Annotated in this window: 17 protein-coding genes and 1 riboswitch; of the genes, 2 read left to right on the forward strand and 15 right to left on the reverse strand. The window is 66.3% G+C overall.

Annotated features, from left to right (window positions below; genetic code table 11):
- Positions 1-67: 67 nt before the first annotated feature.
- From cobM to cbiE, 3 genes are read right to left on the reverse strand one after another with little or no spacing between them, the layout of a single operon-like run.
- Positions 68-862, reverse strand: coding sequence for a precorrin-4 C(11)-methyltransferase (gene cobM / locus R0J92_RS01285; protein WP_411050461.1), 795 nt, complete (start codon positions 860-862; stop codon positions 68-70).
- Complete coding sequence (locus R0J92_RS01290) at positions 859-1,221, reverse strand: cobalamin biosynthesis protein (protein ID WP_411050462.1); 363 nt, start codon at positions 1,219-1,221, stop codon at positions 859-861. The genes cobM and R0J92_RS01290 overlap by 4 nt, the downstream gene beginning before the upstream one ends.
- Positions 1,218-2,426 (reverse strand): precorrin-6y C5,15-methyltransferase (decarboxylating) subunit CbiE, encoded by a 1,209-nt coding sequence (gene cbiE / locus R0J92_RS01295; RefSeq protein ID WP_411050464.1) that lies wholly within the window; start codon positions 2,424-2,426, stop codon positions 1,218-1,220. Before cbiE ends, R0J92_RS01290 begins: the two co-directional genes overlap by 4 nt.
- Here cbiE and R0J92_RS01300 point away from each other — a divergent pair.
- The gene (locus R0J92_RS01300; protein WP_411050465.1) at positions 2,425-3,174 is read left to right on the forward strand and encodes a cobalt-precorrin-6A reductase; all 750 of its coding nucleotides are present in this window, start codon (positions 2,425-2,427) and stop codon (positions 3,172-3,174) included. The genes cbiE and R0J92_RS01300 overlap by 2 nt on opposite strands.
- Here the strand turns inward: R0J92_RS01300 and cobJ are convergent.
- The 7 genes from cobJ to R0J92_RS01335 all read right to left on the reverse strand — a co-directional run bounded on the left by cobJ (position 3,171) and on the right by R0J92_RS01335 (position 11,412).
- The gene (gene cobJ / locus R0J92_RS01305) at positions 3,171-3,947 is read right to left on the reverse strand and encodes a precorrin-3B C(17)-methyltransferase (RefSeq protein ID WP_411050466.1); all 777 of its coding nucleotides are present in this window, start codon (positions 3,945-3,947) and stop codon (positions 3,171-3,173) included. The genes R0J92_RS01300 and cobJ overlap by 4 nt on opposite strands.
- Complete coding sequence (locus tag R0J92_RS01310) at positions 3,944-4,675, reverse strand: precorrin-2 C(20)-methyltransferase (RefSeq protein WP_411050467.1); 732 nt, start codon at positions 4,673-4,675, stop codon at positions 3,944-3,946. Before R0J92_RS01310 ends, cobJ begins: the two co-directional genes overlap by 4 nt.
- Positions 4,676-4,691: 16 nt before the next feature.
- A complete protein-coding gene (locus R0J92_RS01315; RefSeq protein WP_411050468.1) occupies positions 4,692-5,321 on the reverse strand; it encodes a precorrin-8X methylmutase in 630 nt (209 codons plus the stop codon).
- 1 nt (position 5,322) lies between these two features.
- Positions 5,323-6,486, reverse strand: coding sequence for a precorrin-3B synthase (gene cobG / locus R0J92_RS01320; protein WP_411050469.1), 1,164 nt, complete (start codon positions 6,484-6,486; stop codon positions 5,323-5,325).
- Complete coding sequence (gene cobN, locus R0J92_RS01325) at positions 6,483-9,728, reverse strand: cobaltochelatase subunit CobN (RefSeq protein ID WP_411050470.1); 3,246 nt, start codon at positions 9,726-9,728, stop codon at positions 6,483-6,485. Before cobN ends, cobG begins: the two co-directional genes overlap by 4 nt.
- A 150-nt stretch (positions 9,729-9,878) precedes the next feature.
- Positions 9,879-10,913, reverse strand: a complete 1,035-nt coding sequence (gene cobW, locus R0J92_RS01330) for a cobalamin biosynthesis protein CobW (RefSeq protein ID WP_411050471.1) — start codon at positions 10,911-10,913, stop codon at positions 9,879-9,881.
- 16 nt (positions 10,914-10,929) lie between these two features.
- Entirely contained in the window at positions 10,930-11,412 is a 483-nt protein-coding gene (locus R0J92_RS01335; protein ID WP_317386895.1) for a DUF1636 domain-containing protein, read from the reverse strand.
- Positions 11,413-11,520: 108 nt separating this feature from the next.
- A riboswitch (cobalamin riboswitch) is annotated at positions 11,521-11,758 on the reverse strand.
- Between the two features lie 52 nt (positions 11,759-11,810).
- Between R0J92_RS01335 and cobO the strand changes: the two genes are divergently transcribed.
- Positions 11,811-12,458 carry a cob(I)yrinic acid a,c-diamide adenosyltransferase gene (gene cobO / locus R0J92_RS01340; protein WP_317386894.1) on the forward strand — a complete coding sequence of 216 codons (648 nt, stop codon included), beginning with the start codon at positions 11,811-11,813 and terminating at the stop codon, positions 12,456-12,458.
- Between the two features lie 240 nt (positions 12,459-12,698).
- Here cobO and glpD read toward each other — a convergent pair whose 3' ends face one another.
- From glpD to R0J92_RS01365, 5 genes are all read right to left on the reverse strand, one after another.
- Positions 12,699-14,288: a glycerol-3-phosphate dehydrogenase gene (gene glpD / locus R0J92_RS01345; RefSeq protein WP_411050472.1), complete on the reverse strand. Its 1,590-nt coding sequence runs from the start codon at positions 14,286-14,288 to the stop codon at positions 12,699-12,701.
- Positions 14,281-15,075, reverse strand: a complete 795-nt coding sequence (locus tag R0J92_RS01350) for a DeoR/GlpR family DNA-binding transcription regulator (protein WP_411050473.1) — start codon at positions 15,073-15,075, stop codon at positions 14,281-14,283. The genes glpD and R0J92_RS01350 overlap by 8 nt, the downstream gene beginning before the upstream one ends.
- A gap of 231 nt (positions 15,076-15,306) precedes the next feature.
- Entirely contained in the window at positions 15,307-16,380 is a 1,074-nt protein-coding gene (locus R0J92_RS01355; protein ID WP_411050474.1) for a DUF1513 domain-containing protein, read from the reverse strand.
- Between the two features lie 47 nt (positions 16,381-16,427).
- A complete protein-coding gene (locus R0J92_RS01360; protein WP_411050475.1) occupies positions 16,428-17,444 on the reverse strand; it encodes an imelysin family protein in 1,017 nt (338 codons plus the stop codon).
- Positions 17,444-18,946: a di-heme oxidoredictase family protein gene (locus R0J92_RS01365; RefSeq protein WP_411050476.1), complete on the reverse strand. Its 1,503-nt coding sequence runs from the start codon at positions 18,944-18,946 to the stop codon at positions 17,444-17,446. Before R0J92_RS01365 ends, R0J92_RS01360 begins: the two co-directional genes overlap by 1 nt.
- Positions 18,947-18,980: the final 34 nt, after the last annotated feature.

The following is an 18,980-nucleotide window of genomic DNA, read 5'->3' on the forward strand; positions in this document are numbered from 1 at the left end:
CCCCCGGGAGGACGCTTGCGCACCCACCCAGGCTCGGGCGCTGTCCTCGGTGTGATAGATCAAGCGATCACTCATCCGCTTCGCTCCATTCGGACCACGGGCTGTCGGCACTCTGTGGGCGGTAGCGGCGGTCATAGTCCGCACCATAGAGGCAGCTTTCGGCAAAATCCTCGGCGCCCAGGGCAGGCCCCACCAGGATCAGCGCGGTGCGCCCGCGCGCACCTTCGGTGGCCTCAATGACAGAACCCAGCGTCGCCTTGAGGATCTTTTGATCCGGCCAGGTCGCCCGCCAGACGATCGCCACCGGACAGTCGGATCCATAGGCAGGCGATAGCCGCGCCACTACGTCATCCAGCACATGCACCGATAGGTGAATGGCCAATGTGGCACCGGTGGCGGCAAAATTCTCCAGTGTTTCACCCTCGGGCATGGCAGAGGCCCGCCCGGATGTGCGCGTCAGCACCAGCGATTGCGCCACGCCGGGCAGGGTCAGCTCGGTGCCCAGAGCGGCGGCTGCGGCGGCAAAGGCGGGCACGCCGGGGGTGATGTCATGGGGAATGCCCAGATCGCGCAGGCGGCGCAGCTGCTCGCCCATCGCCGACCAGACCGACAGATCCCCGGAATGCAGCCGCGCCACGTCTTGACCGGCCGCATGGGCGATCGCGATCTCTGCCATGATCTCGTCCAGCGACAGCGGCGCGGTGTTGATGATCTTTGCGCCGTCTGGGCAATGTTGCAGCAGCGCCTCGGGCACCAGGGAGCCCGCATAGAGGCACACCGGGCAGGCGGCGATCAGGTCGCGTCCGCGCAGGGTGATCAGGTCCGCCGCGCCGGGTCCGGCGCCAATGAAGTGTACGGTCATCTCTCAATCGTCTCCGCAAGGGCCACGGTGGCAAGCCCGTCCGTGGTCACATATCTCGTCTGGATCAGCCGTGCGCCTGGGCCTGCCGCGACAAGCGCTGCGGCCTCGGCCACCGATCCGGTGTGGAACCGCGCGGCGATGCGCGGTGAATGGGTCGGGGTCTCAATACTCGAAATCTGAGCCTCGTCGAGGGGGATCACCGGCAGCTCCTGTGCCGTTGCAAAGTCCCGGAACAGCGCTTTATCCGCCTTGGCGCGCAGGGTGGCGAGCCGGTCGGGGCGCCGGGACAGGGCGGCGAGCGCCTCGACAAGGCTCGCCGTGGTGGCCCGATCTGCAAAGCCAAAACCGGCGACGATCATCGGGTGACGCTCCATTGGATCACCGGACGCGCCCGCTCCCAGCCGCGCATGCTCCCAAGCGGCGCCGCTTCGGCAATTTCGGCCTTTAGCAGATGCCCGCCCCACTGCGCCTGCGCCTGCATCAGCAGACTCTCGGTTTCCAGCGTCACGCCATTGGCGACGAGGCGGGTGCCCTGCGGCAGGATTTGCCAAAGGTGGTCCAGCAGCGGCTGCGTGCCGCCGCCGCCGATGAACACGCAGTCGGGCAGCGACTGGCCCTGCAGCACCTCCGGCGCGCGGCCCTCGATGGCGGTCAGGCGATGCGCGAGGCCGAAACCGTCGGCGTTGCGGCGGATGTTGACCAATCGGTCGGCGCGCGCCTCGAATGTGGTTGCGGATGCGCCGCGCGCGGCAAGGCACCATTCGACCGAGACCGACCCGGATCCGCCGCCAATGTCCCACAGATGCTCATCCGCGCGCGGTGCGAGGGCAGAAAGAGTGAGTGCGCGGATCGGCCGCTTGGTGATCTGACCGTCGCTGGCGAAGAGATCGTCCGGCAGCCCTGATGCTTGCGGCAGGCCCTGGCCCACAGCCTCGATGGCGGCCACAACCGGCGCGTCCACATCCCCGAGATCAAAGGCCCCGGCGGTGGTCTCGCGGCGGCGCTCCTTGGGCCCGCCAAGGCGTTCCAGCACAGTCAGGCAACTGTCGGCAAAGCCGATGTCGCAGAGGTACCCCGCCAGCTCTGCCGCCGCCGCGCCATCACGTAGGGTGCAGAGGATGCGGGTGCCACGCGCAAGGATTGGTCGCAGGCGCGCAAGGGGCGCAGCATGCAGGCCGAGGCAGAGCGTGTCTTCCAGCCGCCAGCCCAGCGCGTTTGCGGCCAGCGCAAAACAGGAGGGCGCGGGATGGGAGATCCATTCCTCGCGGCTCAGATCCCGCAGGAGGCTGCCACCGGCGCCATGCCAGAACGGATCACCGGAGGCGAGCACTACCGTGGCACGCCCACGCGCTGCCAGCACCGGCGCGGTGGAGAAGGGCACCGGCCAGCTATGACCACGCGCGCCTGCGTCGACCAGGTCCAGATGGCGGGGACCACCGATGATGATTTCTGCCGCCGCAAGTGCGGAGCGGCTTGCATCCGTCAGCCCATCAAGGCCATTTTCACCCAGCCCGATCAGGGTCAGCCACGGGCGCGCCGCGCCTTTTGTCAAAGGATCAGACATGACCAAACTCCTGCTTCTGGGCGGCACCACCGAGGCCTCGCAACTGGCGGCACATTTGGCGCAAGCCTGGACGGGAGCCGGGCGTCAGGCGGTGTTCTCCTACGCGGGCCGCACCGCGCGCCCGGCACCGCAGCCGTTGCCCTGCCGGGTGGGCGGGTTTGGCGGTGTGGCGGGGCTGGCGGAGTATCTGCGCGCCGAAGCCATCACCCATGTGGTGGATGCAACACATCCCTTCGCCGCGCAGATGAGCACCAACGCGGTGCAGGCCTGCGCCGAGGTTGGGGTGGAACTCGTGGCGTTGGAGCGCCCGGTCTGGGTGGCACAGGCCGGCGACAGCTGGTGCCATGTGCCCGATATGGAAGGCGCGGTGGCAGCGCTGCCGCAGGCGGGCGCGCGGGTGTTCCTTGCCATCGGCAAGCAGCATGTGGCGGAGTTCGCGACCAAACCGCAGAACCACTACCTGTTGCGGCTGGTCGACCAGCCTGACGCACCGCTGGCCTTGCCTGAGGCCACCGTGGTTGTGGCCCGTGGGCCGTTCGAGGCCGCTGGCGACGAAACGCTGATGCAAACCCACGCCATCACCCATGTGGTCGCCAAGAACGCCGGTGGTGCCGGGGCGGAGGCGAAGCTGATCGCCGCCCGCGCGCTTGGCCTGCCGGTGGTCATGATCGACCGTCCCGAGATCCCGGCACGGCGGGTGCTGGGATCGGTTGCAGAGGTGAGGCGCTGGCTGGACCACGGGGCTTAGGTGTCCTTGCTGTCGGGCTGGTGACCGGGCGCAAACCGTGGCGTGTAGACATACGGCCCGACCCTCCGGGTCTCGCGATTGCCGACGATCACCACGGTGCGCATATCGGCCATTTCAGGCGTGGCCTCGCGCAGCGGCACCGTCAGCAGCTCCTGACCGGGTTTGGTCACGTCGCGGGCAAAGGTGATGAGGGTCTCCTCGCCGCAGGCCTCGCGCAGCACCTCCAGTGCGCGCGCGAACTGATGCGGGCGCGATTTTGAGCGCGGGTTGTAGAAGGCCATCGCCAGACCGGCCTCGCCCACCAGCTGCAGGCGGCGTTCGATCAGCGCCCAGGGTTTCAGGTTGTCGCTGAGGTTGATGGCGGCAAAGTCATGCCCCAGCGGCGCACCGATGGCGGCAGAAGCGGCGAGCATGGCGGTGATGCCGGGCAGCACGCGGATTTCCAGCGCGCGCCAGGCCTCGGGACCGGCCTCCAGCGCCTCGAACACCGCCGAGGCCATGGCGAAGACGCCCGGATCGCCGGAAGACACCACCACCACGCGGCGACCCGCAGCGGCCATCTCCAAGGCATGACTGGCGCGATCCACTTCGACGCGATTGTCGCTGGCATGCAGCGTCAGACCGTCGCGCGGCGCGATCCGCTGCACATAAGGGATATAACCCACCACATCGGTGGCCTCGGCCAGCGCGTCATGCACCTCGGGGATCACCATGCTCTCTGAACCGGGACCGAGGCCCGCGATCACCACCCAGCCTTTTTCTGCATCTGTCATGGCCGCCGCCCTTGCCCGTGCAGCAGCACGATGGAGAAATAGGGCACCTCGCCGGTCACATCCGTCAGCTTTTGCACGGTCTGGGTCGGCATGGTGCCGCGCTCGACCAGCCAGGCGTCCTCGAGCCGCCCGGCGGCCTCCAGCGCGCGGCGCAGCTTGGGTAGGTTGCGGCCGATCTTCATCACCACCAGCGCATCCGTTTCGGTGATGCGGCGGGTCAGCTCGTCCTCCGACAGGGTTGCCATCGCCACGGTCAGCACGTCATCACCCCAGGTGATCGGCTGGCCGGTGGCGGTCCAGCAGCCGGACATCCCGGTGATGCCGGGGATGATTTCGACCTGCGCGCGGCCCTCAAGGCGGGTGTGCAGGTGCATGAAGGAGCCATAAAGGAAAGGATCGCCCTCGCAGAGCACCACCACGGTGTCCGTCGCCGCGATCTCGGCCAGCATGTCGGCCCAATGGTCGTAGAAGGCGGCAAGCTGGCGGTTGTACTCGGGGTCGGAGAAATGGATTTCCGTGGTGACGGGATATTCCATCGGATATTCGGTGACGCCCTCGGGAAGGATGCCCTCGACGATGGCGCGGGCCTGTCCGGCGCGCCCGGCCTTGCGGAAATAGGCCACGTGGGAGGCGGCTTGCAGCGCGCGCCAGCTCTTGACGCTCATCAGTTCGGGGTCGCCGGGGCCGAGGCCTGCGCAGATGACTTTGCCTGTTGCGGGGGTGTTCATGGTCATTCCTTGCCCGTCATTCTTTCCAGGAGGCCAGCGCGTTCACCGCCGCGACGGTGATCGCAGAGCCACCCAGACGCCCCTGTACGATCATCGACGGCACCGGCAGATCCTGCATCAGGGCCTCTTTTGATTCCCGCGCGCCGACAAAGCCCACCGGGCAACCGATGATTGCGGCAGGGCGCGGGCAGGCGGGATCTTTCAGCATGTTGAGCAGGTGAAACAGCGCGGTCGGGGCGTTGCCGATGGCGACCACGGCGCCGTCGAGTTTCGGGCGCCAGAGTTCGAGGGCGGCGGCGGAGCGGGTGTTGGCTATCTCGCGGGCCATCTCCGGAACCTTCGGGTCGCGCAGGGTGCAGATCACCTCGTTGTTCGCAGGCAGTCGCGGGCGGGTGATACCTTCGGAGACCATATAGGCATCACAAAGGATCGGTGCGCCTTTGGCAAGTGCTGCGCGGGCGGCCTCGGCCATGCCTTTGGAAAAGCTGATGTGCTCTTCCAGCCCCACCATGCCGGCGGCGTGGATCATGCGCACGGCGACCACCTCCTCGTCCTTGGTGAACCGGTCGAGGTCGGCCTCGGCGCGGATGGTGGCAAAGCTCTCGGCATAGATCTTGGCGCCATCGGTTTCATAGGTGTGCAGCATGTCAGGGGTCTTTCGTCAGAACGTCTGGCGCGGCGCGCAGGGCGCGGGCGGTCAGGCAGGTCAGGGCGGGACGGGCCTCGGCGCGCCCGTTGCGAATGAGGTCAAACGTGTCGGGGCCGGTGGCCGTCAGGGTTACATCGGCGGGTTTGGGGTGGGCACAGCCCTTGGCGCAGCCGGAGACATGCAGGCGGGTGCGCGTCGGCAGATGTGGCGCCAGATTGCGGGCCAGATCGCGGGTGGCCGCACGCGCCTGCAGGCAGCCGGGCGCGCCGGTGCAGGCGGTCACTTGCAGGCGCGGATCGGTTGCGTCCAGGATCAGCCCGGGCAGGGAGGCGATGTCGTGTGCATCTTCGATCAGCAGCATGCGCCAAGGAGTCAGGCGCAGTGGCCCAGACTCGGCGAGGGCGGCAAATGTCGCAGCCGGGATCTGGCCGAATTCCAGCGCGACCAGCTGGCCGCAGGCGGTGAGCCCGGGCGTTGCGGTATAGGCGCCCCTTGCGACATTCGCGCCATGCGATGCCGGTGGGCCGCGGCGCGCAATCAGCCGGTGCATCCGGCCCCGCCCCTCGGGCGCGCCGCATTGCTCCAAGAACCAGCGGGCGAGCGCAAGGGCCGCGTCGGCCGCGCTGTCCTCGGTCACCGGCAGAGCCACATCCGCGCCGTCTGCGCGTATGCTCAGATCGGCGCCCGCGCCTTCGATGCGAATGTCGGCGGCGATATCCTGCAAGACCGGGGTATTCCCGGCGTCCACTGCAAAGCCGAACTTGCCGGGCAGGCGGAGGTCCGAGGCCGTCGCGAGCGCGTCACTCAACGCCTGCGCGATGCGATGACTGCGGTCGCCGTCGCGCCAGAACGGCGACAGCAGAATGTTGCGGCGCGCCTCAAACGCGGCATCGCGGTCTACCAGACCGAGTTGTTGCAGCGCGGCGATCAGCTCTGCGTGGGCTTCGGGGCGGACACCGCGCATCTGCAGGTTGGCGCGGGCAGAGACATCCAGCACCCCGTTGCCGAAACGCTTGGACAGTGCTGCCACAGCTCTGGCCTGCGCCGGTGACAGCCGACCGAGCGGCGCGCGGATGCGGACCACCAGACCGTCGCCGGACATCATCGGACGCAGGGCGCCGGGGCACCAGCCGTAGACCTTTGGCGTGGTGGGCGCGCTCATGCGGCCCCCTCCAGCGTGGCGAGGATGGAGTTGCGGCGAGTGACCCACAGACCCGCCTCGCGCAGCGCCTGAAACCGATCCCGCATCGCCTGTAGCGCCGCCGGGTTCTCGCGTTCCAGAAAATCCACCAGATCCTCGCGGCCCAGCGTGGCCTCGAAGTAGAGGTCGAACAGATGCGCCGGCACCACTTGGGCCAGATGTGCAAAGGCGGCCATGTGATCCAGCGTTGCCGCAATCTCGGCGCCGCCGCGAAAGCCGTGGTTCATCATCGAGGTGGCCCAATGCGGATCAGAGGCGCGGGCGCGGGTGACGCGGGCGATTTCCTCTTGCAGGCTGCGGGCCTGCGGGGTGTCGAGGCGCGTGGCGTCCATGTGGTAGAGCGACGGCGCCTCATGGCCCAGCCGGCTCATCGCGGCGGCAAATCCGGCCTCATGGGCGGCATAATCCGAGGCCACCAGTACGTCTGTCTCCGCTAGATCCTGCAGGTGCACGAAGCTGTCGGCGCTTTGCAGCCGGTCCTCCAGCGCGGCGCGGGCCTCATGGATTTCGCCTTTGGCGTCGATGGCATGCGAGGAGGCCTTGAGCCAGGCCTCACCCGCCGCCGCGCGGGCCTCGTCTGAGTAGTCATCCAGATGCGCGGTCATGTTGAGGCCGTACTGGCCTGGCTTGGGACCAAAGACGCGCGGGGTGGCGGTCAGATATGGGTTGTCGCCGGGGTCTTCCTCGCGCGCGGAGAGCGCGGCGGCGGCGGCCTCGAACATCTGGGCCAGACCGGGAAAGACGTCACGAAACAGGCCGGAGACCCGAAGGGTGACATCAATGCGGGGACGGCCCAGCAGCGCCAGCGGAATGACCTCGAAGCCGGAGACCCGCTCGGAGCCTTCGTCCCACAGGGGGGCGAGACCGGCAAGATGCAGCGCCATGGCAAACTCCTCACCGGCGGTGCGCATGGTGGCCGAGCCCCAGAGATCCACCACCAGCCCGCGAGGCCAGTCGCCATGGTCCTGCAGGTGGCGGCGCAGCAGCTCTTCCGCCAGCTTGACCCCTTGCGCCTGCGCCGCCCGCGAGGGCACCGCGCGGGGATCCGTGGTAAAGAGGTTGCGCCCCGTGGGCATCACGTCCGACCGGCCCCGATAGGGGGAGCCGGAGGGGCCGGGCGCGATCATTCGCCCTGCCAGCGCCTCCAGCAGGCCGCGCATCTCGGCGGCGCCATGATCGCCGCTACCAAAGATATGCAGACCCTCGCCGTATTGGCTTTCCTTGATGTCGCAGACAAAGCGGTCGATGCGGGTGATCGCCTCTGCTGCCGAGGCCTCGGCGGGGATGTTCAGGTCCGCTTCGACGCCGCTGCCCTGCGCCTCGGCCCGGATGTCGGCGATCAGCCTGTCGCGGCGGGACGGATCCAGACCATCGGCGGTGGAGTATTCATCCAGCAGGCTTTCGAGCCGCCCCATGCCCTCGGGCAGGGTGGTCTGGGCCAGCGGTGGTGGCATGTGACCAACTGTAATCGCAGCAATGCGGCGCTTGGCCTGGGCGGCCTCGCCGGGGTCGTTGACGATGAAGGGGTAGATCACCGGCATAGATGCGCAAAGCGCCTCGGGCCAGCAGGCCGCGGACAGCGCCACCGCCTTGCCCGGCAGCCATTCCAGCGTGCCATGGGCGCCCACATGCACCAGCGCGTCGGCCTGGGTCTGTAGCCAGAGATAAAACGCGACATAGCCATGCCGGGGCGTGCGGTCGAGGTCGTGGTAGTCGTCCTCGCGCAGGTGGACATCGCCGCGCTCGGGCTGCAGGGCGATGAGCGCCTTGCCCGCGCGCAGGGCGCGGAAGTGGACCATGCCGTCGTGGATGGCCGGATCATCCTCCGGTGCCCCCCATGCCGCATGAAGGTCATTGCGGAGGCTTTCGGGGAGGGTCTCAAGTGCTGCGCGATAGTCGGCAATAGGCCAGCTCAGCACCTCCTGCGAGAGGCGCGCACCAAGATCATTTTCCGGCGTGACATCATAGCCCTCTGCCGCGAGGGCAGCGAGGATCGCACTGGTCGAGGCCAGCGCATCCAGCCCCACCGCATGGGCAAGGTTGTAATCGCGGCCGGGATAGGTCGAGAGCACCAGCGCCAGATGTGTTTCCGCAGGTTTGGTCCGGCTGAGGCGCAGATGTGCTTCGACCCTGTCCAGCGCCGCAGCGATACGATCCGCATCGGCGCGGTGGATGAAGCGGGAATATTGCAGATCCGGGTCGCGCTTGGTGGGGGATTTGAAGCTGACGACACCGGCAAACAGTCGCCCGTCCACCTCGGGCAGCACCACATGCATGGCGAGGTCGGCAGGCGATAGGCCGCGGTCGGCCAGATCCCAGTCCTTGCGCCGGGCGGTCGATAGCGCCACCTGAAACACCGGACAGCCGGTGAGGCTGAGCGGCGAGGCGCTGCCATCACGGCCCTGCGCGGAAAAGGCGGTGGCGTTGATGATCGCTGCCGGATCAAGCCGAGGCAGCTCGGCGCGCAGCCAGTCTACCGCCTCGGGCGCCTTAAGGCTGGGCGCAAAGACGCCAAATGCCGCATAGCCCCGCTCGCGCAGCTGCGCGATCATCGCATCGATCGGCGCGGTGTCGGCAGAGGTCAGGTAGGAGCGATAGAAACTCAGCAGAACCAGAGGTTTGTCCTGTTGCGGCAGGTCGCTCAGCACACCGTGGTCGGGATCGTAGTAGCCAAAATCGGGCACGGTCTTCTTGCCGGTCACCGGCCCGGCATAAAGCCCCGCCGCCAGCGCCAACTGCGCCAGCGCGGCCTGGGCTGCCACCGCACCGCCCGCATCACACAGGCTTTGCAGCCGGCGCAGGGTGGAGACGGGCAGGGTGGAGAGTTCGTCCAGTCGCGGATCTTCCTGCCCGTCGGCGGGCAGGATCGCCAGCGCGATGCCCTTGCGCCGGGCCAGATCCTGCAGCGTGGCCAGACCGTAGGACCAGTAGCTCTCGCCGCCGATCAGACGCACCAGAACGCCCTTTGCGCCCTCCAGCGTCTGTTCCGCGTAGACATCGACCGAGAGCGGATGCTTCAGCGCCACCAGATTGGCAAGCCGAGTGGAGGGGAGTTTGCCGTCCGCGCGGTGCCAGCCCGCCGCAAAGGCGCCGAGATCGCTGTCGGAAAAGGACAGCACCACCAGATCGCCGGGGGTCTGCCCGACGTCATAGGGGGTGTCTGTTTCTCCGAGCCCGTGGCTTTCGCGGAAGACGACGTGCATGAGGTTGGTCCGCTTCGTTCAAATCGGAGAGGGCAGCGTCCGACCCTGGGTGGGTGCGAAGCGCCCTCCCGGGGGGAGGGTCGGGCGCTGCCCGGCGTGTCCGCCGGGCGGGACCTCATGGCGAGAGGTCAGCGCCCTTGGTGTTGAAACTCAGGCTCCGAGATCGGCGTGGATGCCTGCTGTGTCGATGTTATCATGCTCGGCGATTACCACCAGCTGGGTCTTACGCGGCTGCGCCCCCCAGGGTTGGTCATATTGCGCCCGCAGGCGTTCGCCCACGGCCTGTACCAGCATGCGCATCGGCTTTCCTTCCACGGCCACATAGCCCTTGACGCGCAGGATGTTGCGGGCGCGGGCCATCTCGATAATGCGAGTTTGCAGCGCTTCGGGATCGGATACTTCGCCCATTTCGACCACGATGGACTCAAAATCGTCATGTTCGTGGTCGTGGTGGCCGTCATGGTGGCTTGGGCGCGCGTCGAGATCGTCTTCGGCGGCAGCGCCAAGACCTAAGATCACGCGCGGATCGATCACCCCTTCGGTCATCGGCAGGATCGGCAGCTTGCGCGGGGCCTCGGCTTCGATCACGGCGCGGGCCTTCTCGACGCCCGCCTCGCCGGCCAGATCGGCCTTGGACAAGAGCACGATATCGGCGCAGGAGATCTGGTCCTCGAAGACTTCGGACAGCGGTGTTTCGTGATCCAGGCTCTCGTCCGCCTCGCGCTGGGCCTGCACGGCGTCCAGATCGGGGGCGAACTGGCCCTTGGCGACGGCTTCGGCATCGGCCAGGGCGATCACCCCGTCCACGGTGATGCGCGAGCGGATGGCGGGCCAGTCGAAGGCCTTCAGGAGCGGCTTCGGCAGCGCCAGACCGGAGGTTTCAATGACGATATGCTCGGGCGGTTCCGGCAGCGCCATGAGGCTCTCGATGGTGGGGATGAAATCATCGGCCACGGTGCAGCAGATGCAGCCATTGGCCAGTTCCATGATGTTCTCCGCCGGGCAGCTCTCGTCGGCGCAGGATTTCAGGATGTCGCCATCGACACCGGCGGTGCCAAATTCATTCACCACCACGGCGAGGCGCTTGCCTTGCGGGTTCTGCATCAGGTGACGGATCAGCGTGGTCTTGCCGGCGCCGAGAAAGCCGGTGATGACGGTAACGGGGATCTTGTTCAATGTGCTCATGGTCGGCCTTTCAAGGTCAGTCCTGCGCCAGTGCGGCAGGGGGCATTTCTGTGGGGGCGTCGGAGCCCTCGGACGAGGCGTTTGATGCCGCCGCCGGGGACAGCTCGACCCCGGGCATGGAGACCGGCGGGATGCGGGCGATCGACTGCTTGCGGAACACCACGGGGCGTTCGCGCCAGGGCACAAATCCGGTGTCGGTGGCGGCATAGGCGGCAGCGCCTGCGAGGATGTCGTCCAGATGGGTGTCGGGGTCGAGATCGCCGTAGATATAGCTCCAACGCTCCGGCCCGCCGGAGAGATGCAGCGTGCAGCTGCGGCTACAGGCGGAGAGGCATTCGACGCCGCGCACGGTGACGCCCTCGGGCAGGGGGGCGCCTGCAAGGCGATCCGCAAGGATGCGTCCCGGGCGGATGGCCTCCGGGTCGGCGCCTTCGGGACGGCAGGTGGTGCAAACGGTCAGGACAACCGGCTCCGGGCTCTGGCTGGGGGTGTCTCCCATGCGGCCTTGTCTCCTCCTTTTGGGCGGAAGCGGGGCCGGGCCAGCAAGGGGCACCGACGCCATGGAGTGACGGCAAGCCCTCGACCGGTCGCGGAACACCCCGTCCGCCGGTTCAAAACGCGTGTTGGCAGGTCTCCCGGCTTGCGGATGCCAGGGCGGATCTGCCCTGACGGTCATCCCGCCTTCCCGGTGCGACCCCATCGGGGTGTGCGCCAGTGGCGTCGGGAGACCTCTCCGGTCACGGTCGCGGGGGCGGCTGTGCTTGAGGGCGCGCGGGACGCCCATGTCACATTCCCTCTTCGCCCGAAGGGTGTCATCTTCGGGAACCAACGAAATTCCCTTGCGCCATGGCGGCACTCTTTGTCAAGACATGGGGTCAGACAGCAGGAGTGACCCCCGTGAGCGACGAGACCACCGCAAAGACCGAAAACGACATCTCTGAGGAGGAAGCGGCGCGCCACGCCTCCAAAATGGCGAAGAAGAAGGCCGCCCGCGACCGGATGATGAAAACCAAGGATGGCGAAAAAGGCCTGATTATCGTCCACACCGGCCCCGGCAAGGGAAAATCCTCCTCGGGATTCGGCATGGTGATGCGCTGCATCGCCCATGGCATGCCCTCGGCGGTGGTGCAGTTCATCAAAGGCGCCTGGCAGACCGGCGAGCGCACGCTGATCGAGGAGAATTTCGCCGATCTGTGCCAATTCTACGCCATGGGCGAGGGCTTTACTTGGGAAACGCAGGACAAGGCCCGGGATATCGCCGCCGCTCGCGCCGGCTGGGAGAAGGCCAAGGAGATGATCCTGGACGAGCGCAACACCATGGTGTTGCTCGACGAGATCAACATCGCGCTGCGCTACGAGTATCTGGATTTGCAGGAGGTTCTGGAGTTCCTGGTGGAGCACAAGCCGCCGATGACCCATGTGGTGCTGACCGGGCGCAACGCCAAGGAAGAGCTGATCGAGATCGCCGATCTGGTGACCGAGATGACGCAGGTGAAGCATCCGTTCCGCGCTGGGATCAAGGCGCAGAAGGGTGTGGAATTCTGAAGCGTCGGGCCTTGTGGCTGGTCTTGGGATGCGAGGCTCTGCCTCGCGCTCCGAGGTATTTGGAAAAAGATGAAGGGGCTGTTGCGCCTCTTGGTTCTGCTGTGCAGGTCAGGAGGGCTGACCTATTGTTTCGTGCGCGAAACAACGGGGCAGTCTTGCTGATACTTTTTAGGCGCGTTGCAAGAGCTGCGCGCGCATAAATCTGGGGCGCGCGCAACAGGGGCATCAGGGGTAGACCTGTCAGGCCGCCAGTCGTGCGGCTCTGTCGCGGATATAGGTATCGACGGCGGCGCGCTCTGCCTCGTTCAAGCGCAGGCCCAGTTTCGTGCGCCGCCAGAGATAATCCTCGCCCGAGCGCACCCATTCACGGGTGATCGCCCAATCGAGTTCCCGGGCGGTGATCGTCGCGCCAAAGCTTTGGCCCAGATCAGCCTCTCCCTTGGCGTCGGACAGTAGGTCCCAGGCCTCGGTGCCATAGGCGCGCAGCAGGCGGCGCACGGCATAGGGCGTCAGGAACGGGTAGTCGCGGGCGAGCCTGTCGCGCAGCTTTGCCACATCCTCCACCGGGAAGTCGCCGCCGGGCAGCGGCACGCCGGCCGTCCAATTGTCGGAGAGGTCGGGAAAGGCCTCGCCGATCTTGGCCAGTGCGGCCTCGGCCAGTTTGCGGTAGGTGGTGATCTTGCCGCCGAACACGTTCAAGAGCGGCGCCTGGGTCTGATCCAGGGTCAGCACATATTCGCGCGTTGCGGCGGAGGCGGAACTGGCGCCATCGTCATAGAGCGGTCGCACGCCGGAATAGGTCCAGACGATCTGATCGCGGGAAACGGGTTTTTCGAAGTAGTTCGACGCAAAATCAACCAGATAGTCCTGTTCTTCCTCGGTGCAGACCGGCTTGGTCTCCGGGTCGGGATGGTCCGCATCAGTGGTGCCGATGAGGGTGAAATCCTCCTCGTAGGGGATGGCGAAAATGATGCGACCGTCCTGACCCTGGAAGAAATAGCAGCGCCCGTGATCGTAGAGTTTCGGCACCACGATATGGCTGCCGCGCACCAATCGCACGCTCTCGCGGCTGTTCTGGCCCAGCTTTTGACGCAGCACATCCGCCACCCAGGGACCGCCCGCGTTCACGAGCATCTTGGCGCGGCGCGTGGTCTCTTCGCCGGTGGCGAGATCCTTCAGACGGATCTCCCAATGATCGGCGTGGCGGGTGGCGTTGACCACTTCGGTGCGGGTCAGGATTTCCGCCCCTCGGGTCTCGGCATCACGGGCGTTGAGCACCACGAGCCGGGCGTCCTCGACCCAGCAGTCGGAATACTCAAACGCCTTTTTGAACTTTGAGTTCAGGGGCTTGCCTGCCTCATCCGTGGTCAGATCCACGGTTGAGGTGCCGGGCAGGATGCCGCGTTTGCCAAGCGTGTCATACATGAACAGACCCAAGCGGATCAGCCAGGCCGGGCGGCGGCCCTTCATCCACGGCATGAAAGTGGTCAGCAGCTTGGATGTCGGCGTGGTGTTATCGAACCGCATGTCCTTGTGGAAGGGCAGCACAAAGCGCATCGGCCAAGAGATATGCGGCATGGCGCGCAGCAGCACCTCGCGTTCGATCAGCGCTTCCTGCACCAGCCGAAACTCGAAATACTCCAGATAGCGCAAGCCCCCGTGGAACAGTTTGGTGGAGGCCGAGGAGGTGGCGGAGGCGAGATCGTTCTTCTCGGCCAATGCGACCGACAGGCCACGACCGGCGGCGTCGCGGGCGATGCCGCAGCCGTTGATGCCGCCGCCAATGACAAAAAGATCGGTGATGTCGGAGGTGTGAGCTGTATCAGTCATTTTCGCTGCTTTCGGTTTCCTGGCTGCCGTCCGCAATGAGGATTTGGGTGCCGGAGGCGGCTGCGGCCTCGGCGAATTCCGGCGGGACGGGGCGGTCGGTGATGACAATATCCAGTTCCGCCAGCGCGCAGATGCGCACCGGAGCGGAGCGGTCGAATTTGCTGCCGTCGCAGATCAAGATGCGGGTGCGAGCGTTTTGCAGGATGGCGCGGGCGACGGAGACTTCGCGGGCGTCATGGTCGAGGATGGCACCGTCCGCATCGAGGGCAGAGGCACCGATCACGGCATAGTCGACCTTGTAGCGGTTGATGAAGGCTACCGCCTCTTCGCCGACAATGGCGCCATCGCTTTGGCGGATGGAGCCGCCGACAAGGATCAGGTCGCGTGTCTCCTTGTCCATCATCATGTTGATAATATTGATATTGTTGGACAGGAGGGTGAGCCCAGCATGGCCAGAGAGCGCGCGTGCCACCTGTTCGGTGGAGGTGCCTATATTCAGCGCGATGGAGCAATTCTCCGGGATCACATCGGCAGCCAGCACCGCCATGGCGCGTTTGCCGGCGGCATTCAGGCTGCGGCGTTCCCCGTAGCCGCGATTGGCGGCAGAGGCGATGCGCACCGCACCACCATGCACCCGGCTGAGTTGGCCACGCGCCGACAGGTCGCGCAGGTCGGTGCGCACGGTCTGCAAAGACACACCAAAGCGGCGCGCGAGGTCTTCGACCTCGACGCGATCCTGCGCTGTGAGCAGGGAGAGGATTTCGTTTTGGCGGTCGCTTGCGTCCATCGGCTTTCCTTTTCGTAGTCAGGCATAGCGAATGGCACGCGTTTTGTCACGTGCGGATTTCGTTATGATGTGTTGAGGGTGTAAAGCGAAAGCCCTTCGCGCAAATGCACAAAGGGCTTTCGCTTCGCATTTGGATTGAGGTTCGCCCGGACAAAGGCCGGGCAGCCCCCGACCTCCCCCACGGGAGGGGGCTTCACCTCCACCCGAGGTCGGGGGTCGCCCTTCGTGCTCTTAAGTTAGCGGGATCAGATGGTTGTCCCAAGCCAGGGGGGCGGTGGCGAGTGTTTCGACCTGCGTGCCGATACGGGCCACGGCGCCGGTGCCGGTGCTCGCGAGAAAGCCCGCGCGGGTGGTGGCGAGGCCGCAGACGTCTGCCAGCGCGTGTTCTGCCACCAGCGCGCCGCTGGCACAGTCCATCACTTGCACCACACCGCCACGCGGCGAGGTCACTGCGACCTGCGTCTCATCGCCGGAAAATGCAATAGAGCCGCCATAGCCACTGAGATTGCGCAGGCGCGGGTCGTCCTCCCCCATCAGTCGGGGCGTTTCGCCGGGGAAATGCAGGCCGACAATGGGCACATCGGCGCCCAGATCGCCCTGCCACTGCATCGCAAAGCCCACGGTGCCATCGCTGCGCACGGCGATATGGCGGATGGAGTTCTTGTGCAGATGAGCGGGCAGTTCCATCTGCTCCTGTATCTCGCCCGACAGGCTCAGATAGCTGAGGTTGGGGCGCATGAACGGGATGTTCAGTTTGGCGCGGCCCGAATCCGGGTGGGTCTCGATGCCGCCATTGGCAACCACAAGGCCGGGGGCGTCACGGCGCAAACGCATTTCATGCGGGCCGATGCCGCCGGAGGGAAACTGGCCGATGCGGCGGTAATCGCGGGCGTTCCAGACCCCGATCATGCCTTCGCCGCTTTCATAAGCGTTCTCAGTGGTGTACATTACCTCGCCTTCCGGAGAGAACACGCCGTGGCCATAGAAATGGTGGCCCTCCGGTGGCTCCAGTCGCGCCAGTTGGGCACCGGTGCGGCAGTCGATCACATCGGCAAAGCGGCCCGGACGGCGGGCAAAGGCCACCGCCTCTGGCCGGGTGGGATGCGCACTGGCGGCATGGCCCCGGTCGGGCAGGGAATGGCGAAACAGCACCTCGCCCGCCGCAGACAGACCCGCAACCACAAACAGCCCCAACTCGTCCTTGCCCGCAGACAGATAGGCGGGCGCGCCCGCGTCGGCCCAGGTGGCGGAAGGGGCCATGCTGCTGGCCATGAGGCCTGCAATGAAGCCGCGTCGAGAGGGCATTTGAAAACTCCTGTCCGTGATCGAAAAAGGGGCGTGAGGGCGTCTGGTCAGTCGCCATCCAGCGCGTTGAACCCGGCCTCCACCCCCAGTCGGGGGCCAAGGTCCAACGCCGCGATGTCTTTGATCGCGCGCACATCCTGTTGCAGTGTCTCCAGCAGGAAGCGGCGCTGCGGATCACTGACCTCGGCAAAGCTCGGGTCATCCGCAAGGTTTGCAGCGTGGCGGTCGGCCTTGTCGAAGACTTGGGTCAGATGTTGCGACAGCTCCGCGTCCCCATCCGACAGAAGCAGCGCCAGCTGGCGCAGGCTGTCGAGCTGGAGTTCCACATGGCGCAGGGAGCGGCCAGAACGGCGCACCTCGGCGCGGTTGGGGCGCGGGTTGTCAAACGTGCCAAGCGGGCGACCAATGCGCATATCGCCAAGGATTTCCAGCCCGGTATTCAGCGCTTTGAACAGCTCCTGATGTGCCTCTTCGTCGCTGCGGTAGCGCTCATCCGGGTGGCGCAGCTTGTCGGCGTAGTCCTCTTGCCAGTCGGTCAGGATGGCGGCGCTGTTTTGCGACAGATCCTGGGCGACGGCCTTCACCACGGCGCAGGCGTAATCCGGGGAGGCCAGATCTGCATAGGCAGGGTCGTAAAAGAGGTACTCCAGCGCATAAAACCCGCGTACCGCGACCGAGGCCGTGGCGAAATCCTCAGGCGTGTTGACCACCGGGTCGCTGTCCAACAGCAGGCCGCGCAGGGCCTTTGGGGTCTTGGAACGGCTGTCGGGCCAGAACGCGATGGCAAAGGCGCGGTTGTCGGCCTCGGAGGGGCCAAAGCGCAGATGGCTGGCCGCCACCCATGCATCAAAGGCCTCACCCCAGGCGGAGCGCACGGCCTCGGATGTGGGGGCGCAGTCGTTCTCTGTAAGGGTCGCAAATTCCGCAGTCTCGGTGGCCAGACGCTCGTAGGTCGGCAGAATATGCTGGTCGATCACCGCATCCGTCAGCGCATCGGCGCGGGCCAGTCCGGTGAGGGCGACAAGGGCGCAGGCGGTCGAGGTCAGACGAGACAAGACAGACATTAAAGAGACTCCAGAAAGGTGATGAGGGCGGCGCGATCAGCGGGGGGCAGGGCGACGACGGTGTCGCGGGCGGCTTGTGCCTCGCCGCCGTGCCAGAGGATCGCTTCCAGTAGGGTGCGGGCGCGGCCATCGTGCAGGAATGTGGCGCGGTCAGAGACCTGCTGCGTCAGGCCGATCCCCCACAGCGGTGCGGTGCGCCATTCGCGCCCGGTCGCGCGCGCTTCGGGCCGGTTGTCAGCAAGGCCATCGCCCATGTCGTGCAGTAGCAGGTCGGAATAGGGCCAGATCAGCTGAAAGCTCTGCTCGGGGCGGTCCAGCAGGCGGTGGGTGACGAATTTGGGTTGGTGGCAACTGGCACAGCCGCTGTCATAGAACACGGATTTGCCGCGCAACACCTCGGGTGCGTTCAGATCGCGGCGGGCAGGCACCGAGACGTTGCGGCTGTAGAAGGTGACCAGATCCATATTGGGCTGGTCGATCTCGGTGATGCGCACGTCGCCATCGCCGTGCGGCCCGCTGCGGCAGGCGTCCTGCAGGGCAGTGCAATCGCCATAGGGCTGCGGAAACAGCGGTGTCGAGATGCCGATATCGCCGGAAAACGCCGCAGCGGATTGCTCGTGGATGGTGGCGGTGCCGGCCTTGAGGCCAAAACGCCCCAGCATGACCTGACGAAATTCCTTGGACCAGACGAGGTTTGCACGCCCCGAAATCCCGTCACTGTCGAGATCGTCCGGATCGGCAAGGGCGAGGATCTCGGCGGCGGGAATGGCCTCCAGCAGGCCAAGGCCGATCATCGGCGGGGCCACGCGGGGCGAGAGCATCGCCTTGGCATGCAGGGGGCCGTATTTCAGCGCGGTGGCCTCAAAGGACGGCTTGCGCAGGCGGACGACCTCACCGCCATTCAGGGTAATGTCTTCCTCGGTGTAGGTCACAGACAGGCGGTATTCGGGATCAACGCCGGGGGCAGAGAAGTCCTGCAGTTGCCAGCCATAGGTCGGCTCTGGCGACATGCCGATATAGTCGGGAATGGCGCGCAACGCAGGGGGCACCGGGCCGGGAATGGAGACCCGCAGAAAGGCCGAGGCAGACCGATAGTTGGGCCCCTCGGGCAGATGGCCGCGCCCGTCTCGAATGTGGCAGCGCTGGCAGGCGCGGGCGTTATAGACCGGACCAAGCCCGTCCGAGGCAAGGGTGGAGGCGGGCGAAAAGACCCAGAGTTTGTCAAACAAGGCCTCGCCCAGACGGAACTCAAGCCCTTGTTCAAACGTCAGGTTTACAGGCGGTGTGCTGAAGGCCTCGCGGTCGTCGCGATGGGGCAGGGTGGCGGCCCCGGCGGGGTTTTCCTCAAACGGCTCCGGCGCGGTGAAGTCGCGCGCAGGTGCGGTGACGCGCGCAATGCGGCTGGCTTCGTCTTTGGTGCGAGGCAGGAAAGAGAGATGCGGCTCCGCAAGGCCATCGGGAACGGCAACGCGGTCGGTCGCATGGAGCGGTGCGGCCAGCACCAGAATGAGGGCCGCACCCAGAACAGGGGTCGAG

The sequence above is a fragment of the Tritonibacter sp. SIMBA_163 genome, from assembly GCF_046535935.1.
Classification (GTDB): Bacteria; Pseudomonadota; Alphaproteobacteria; order Rhodobacterales; family Rhodobacteraceae; genus Epibacterium; species Epibacterium scottomollicae.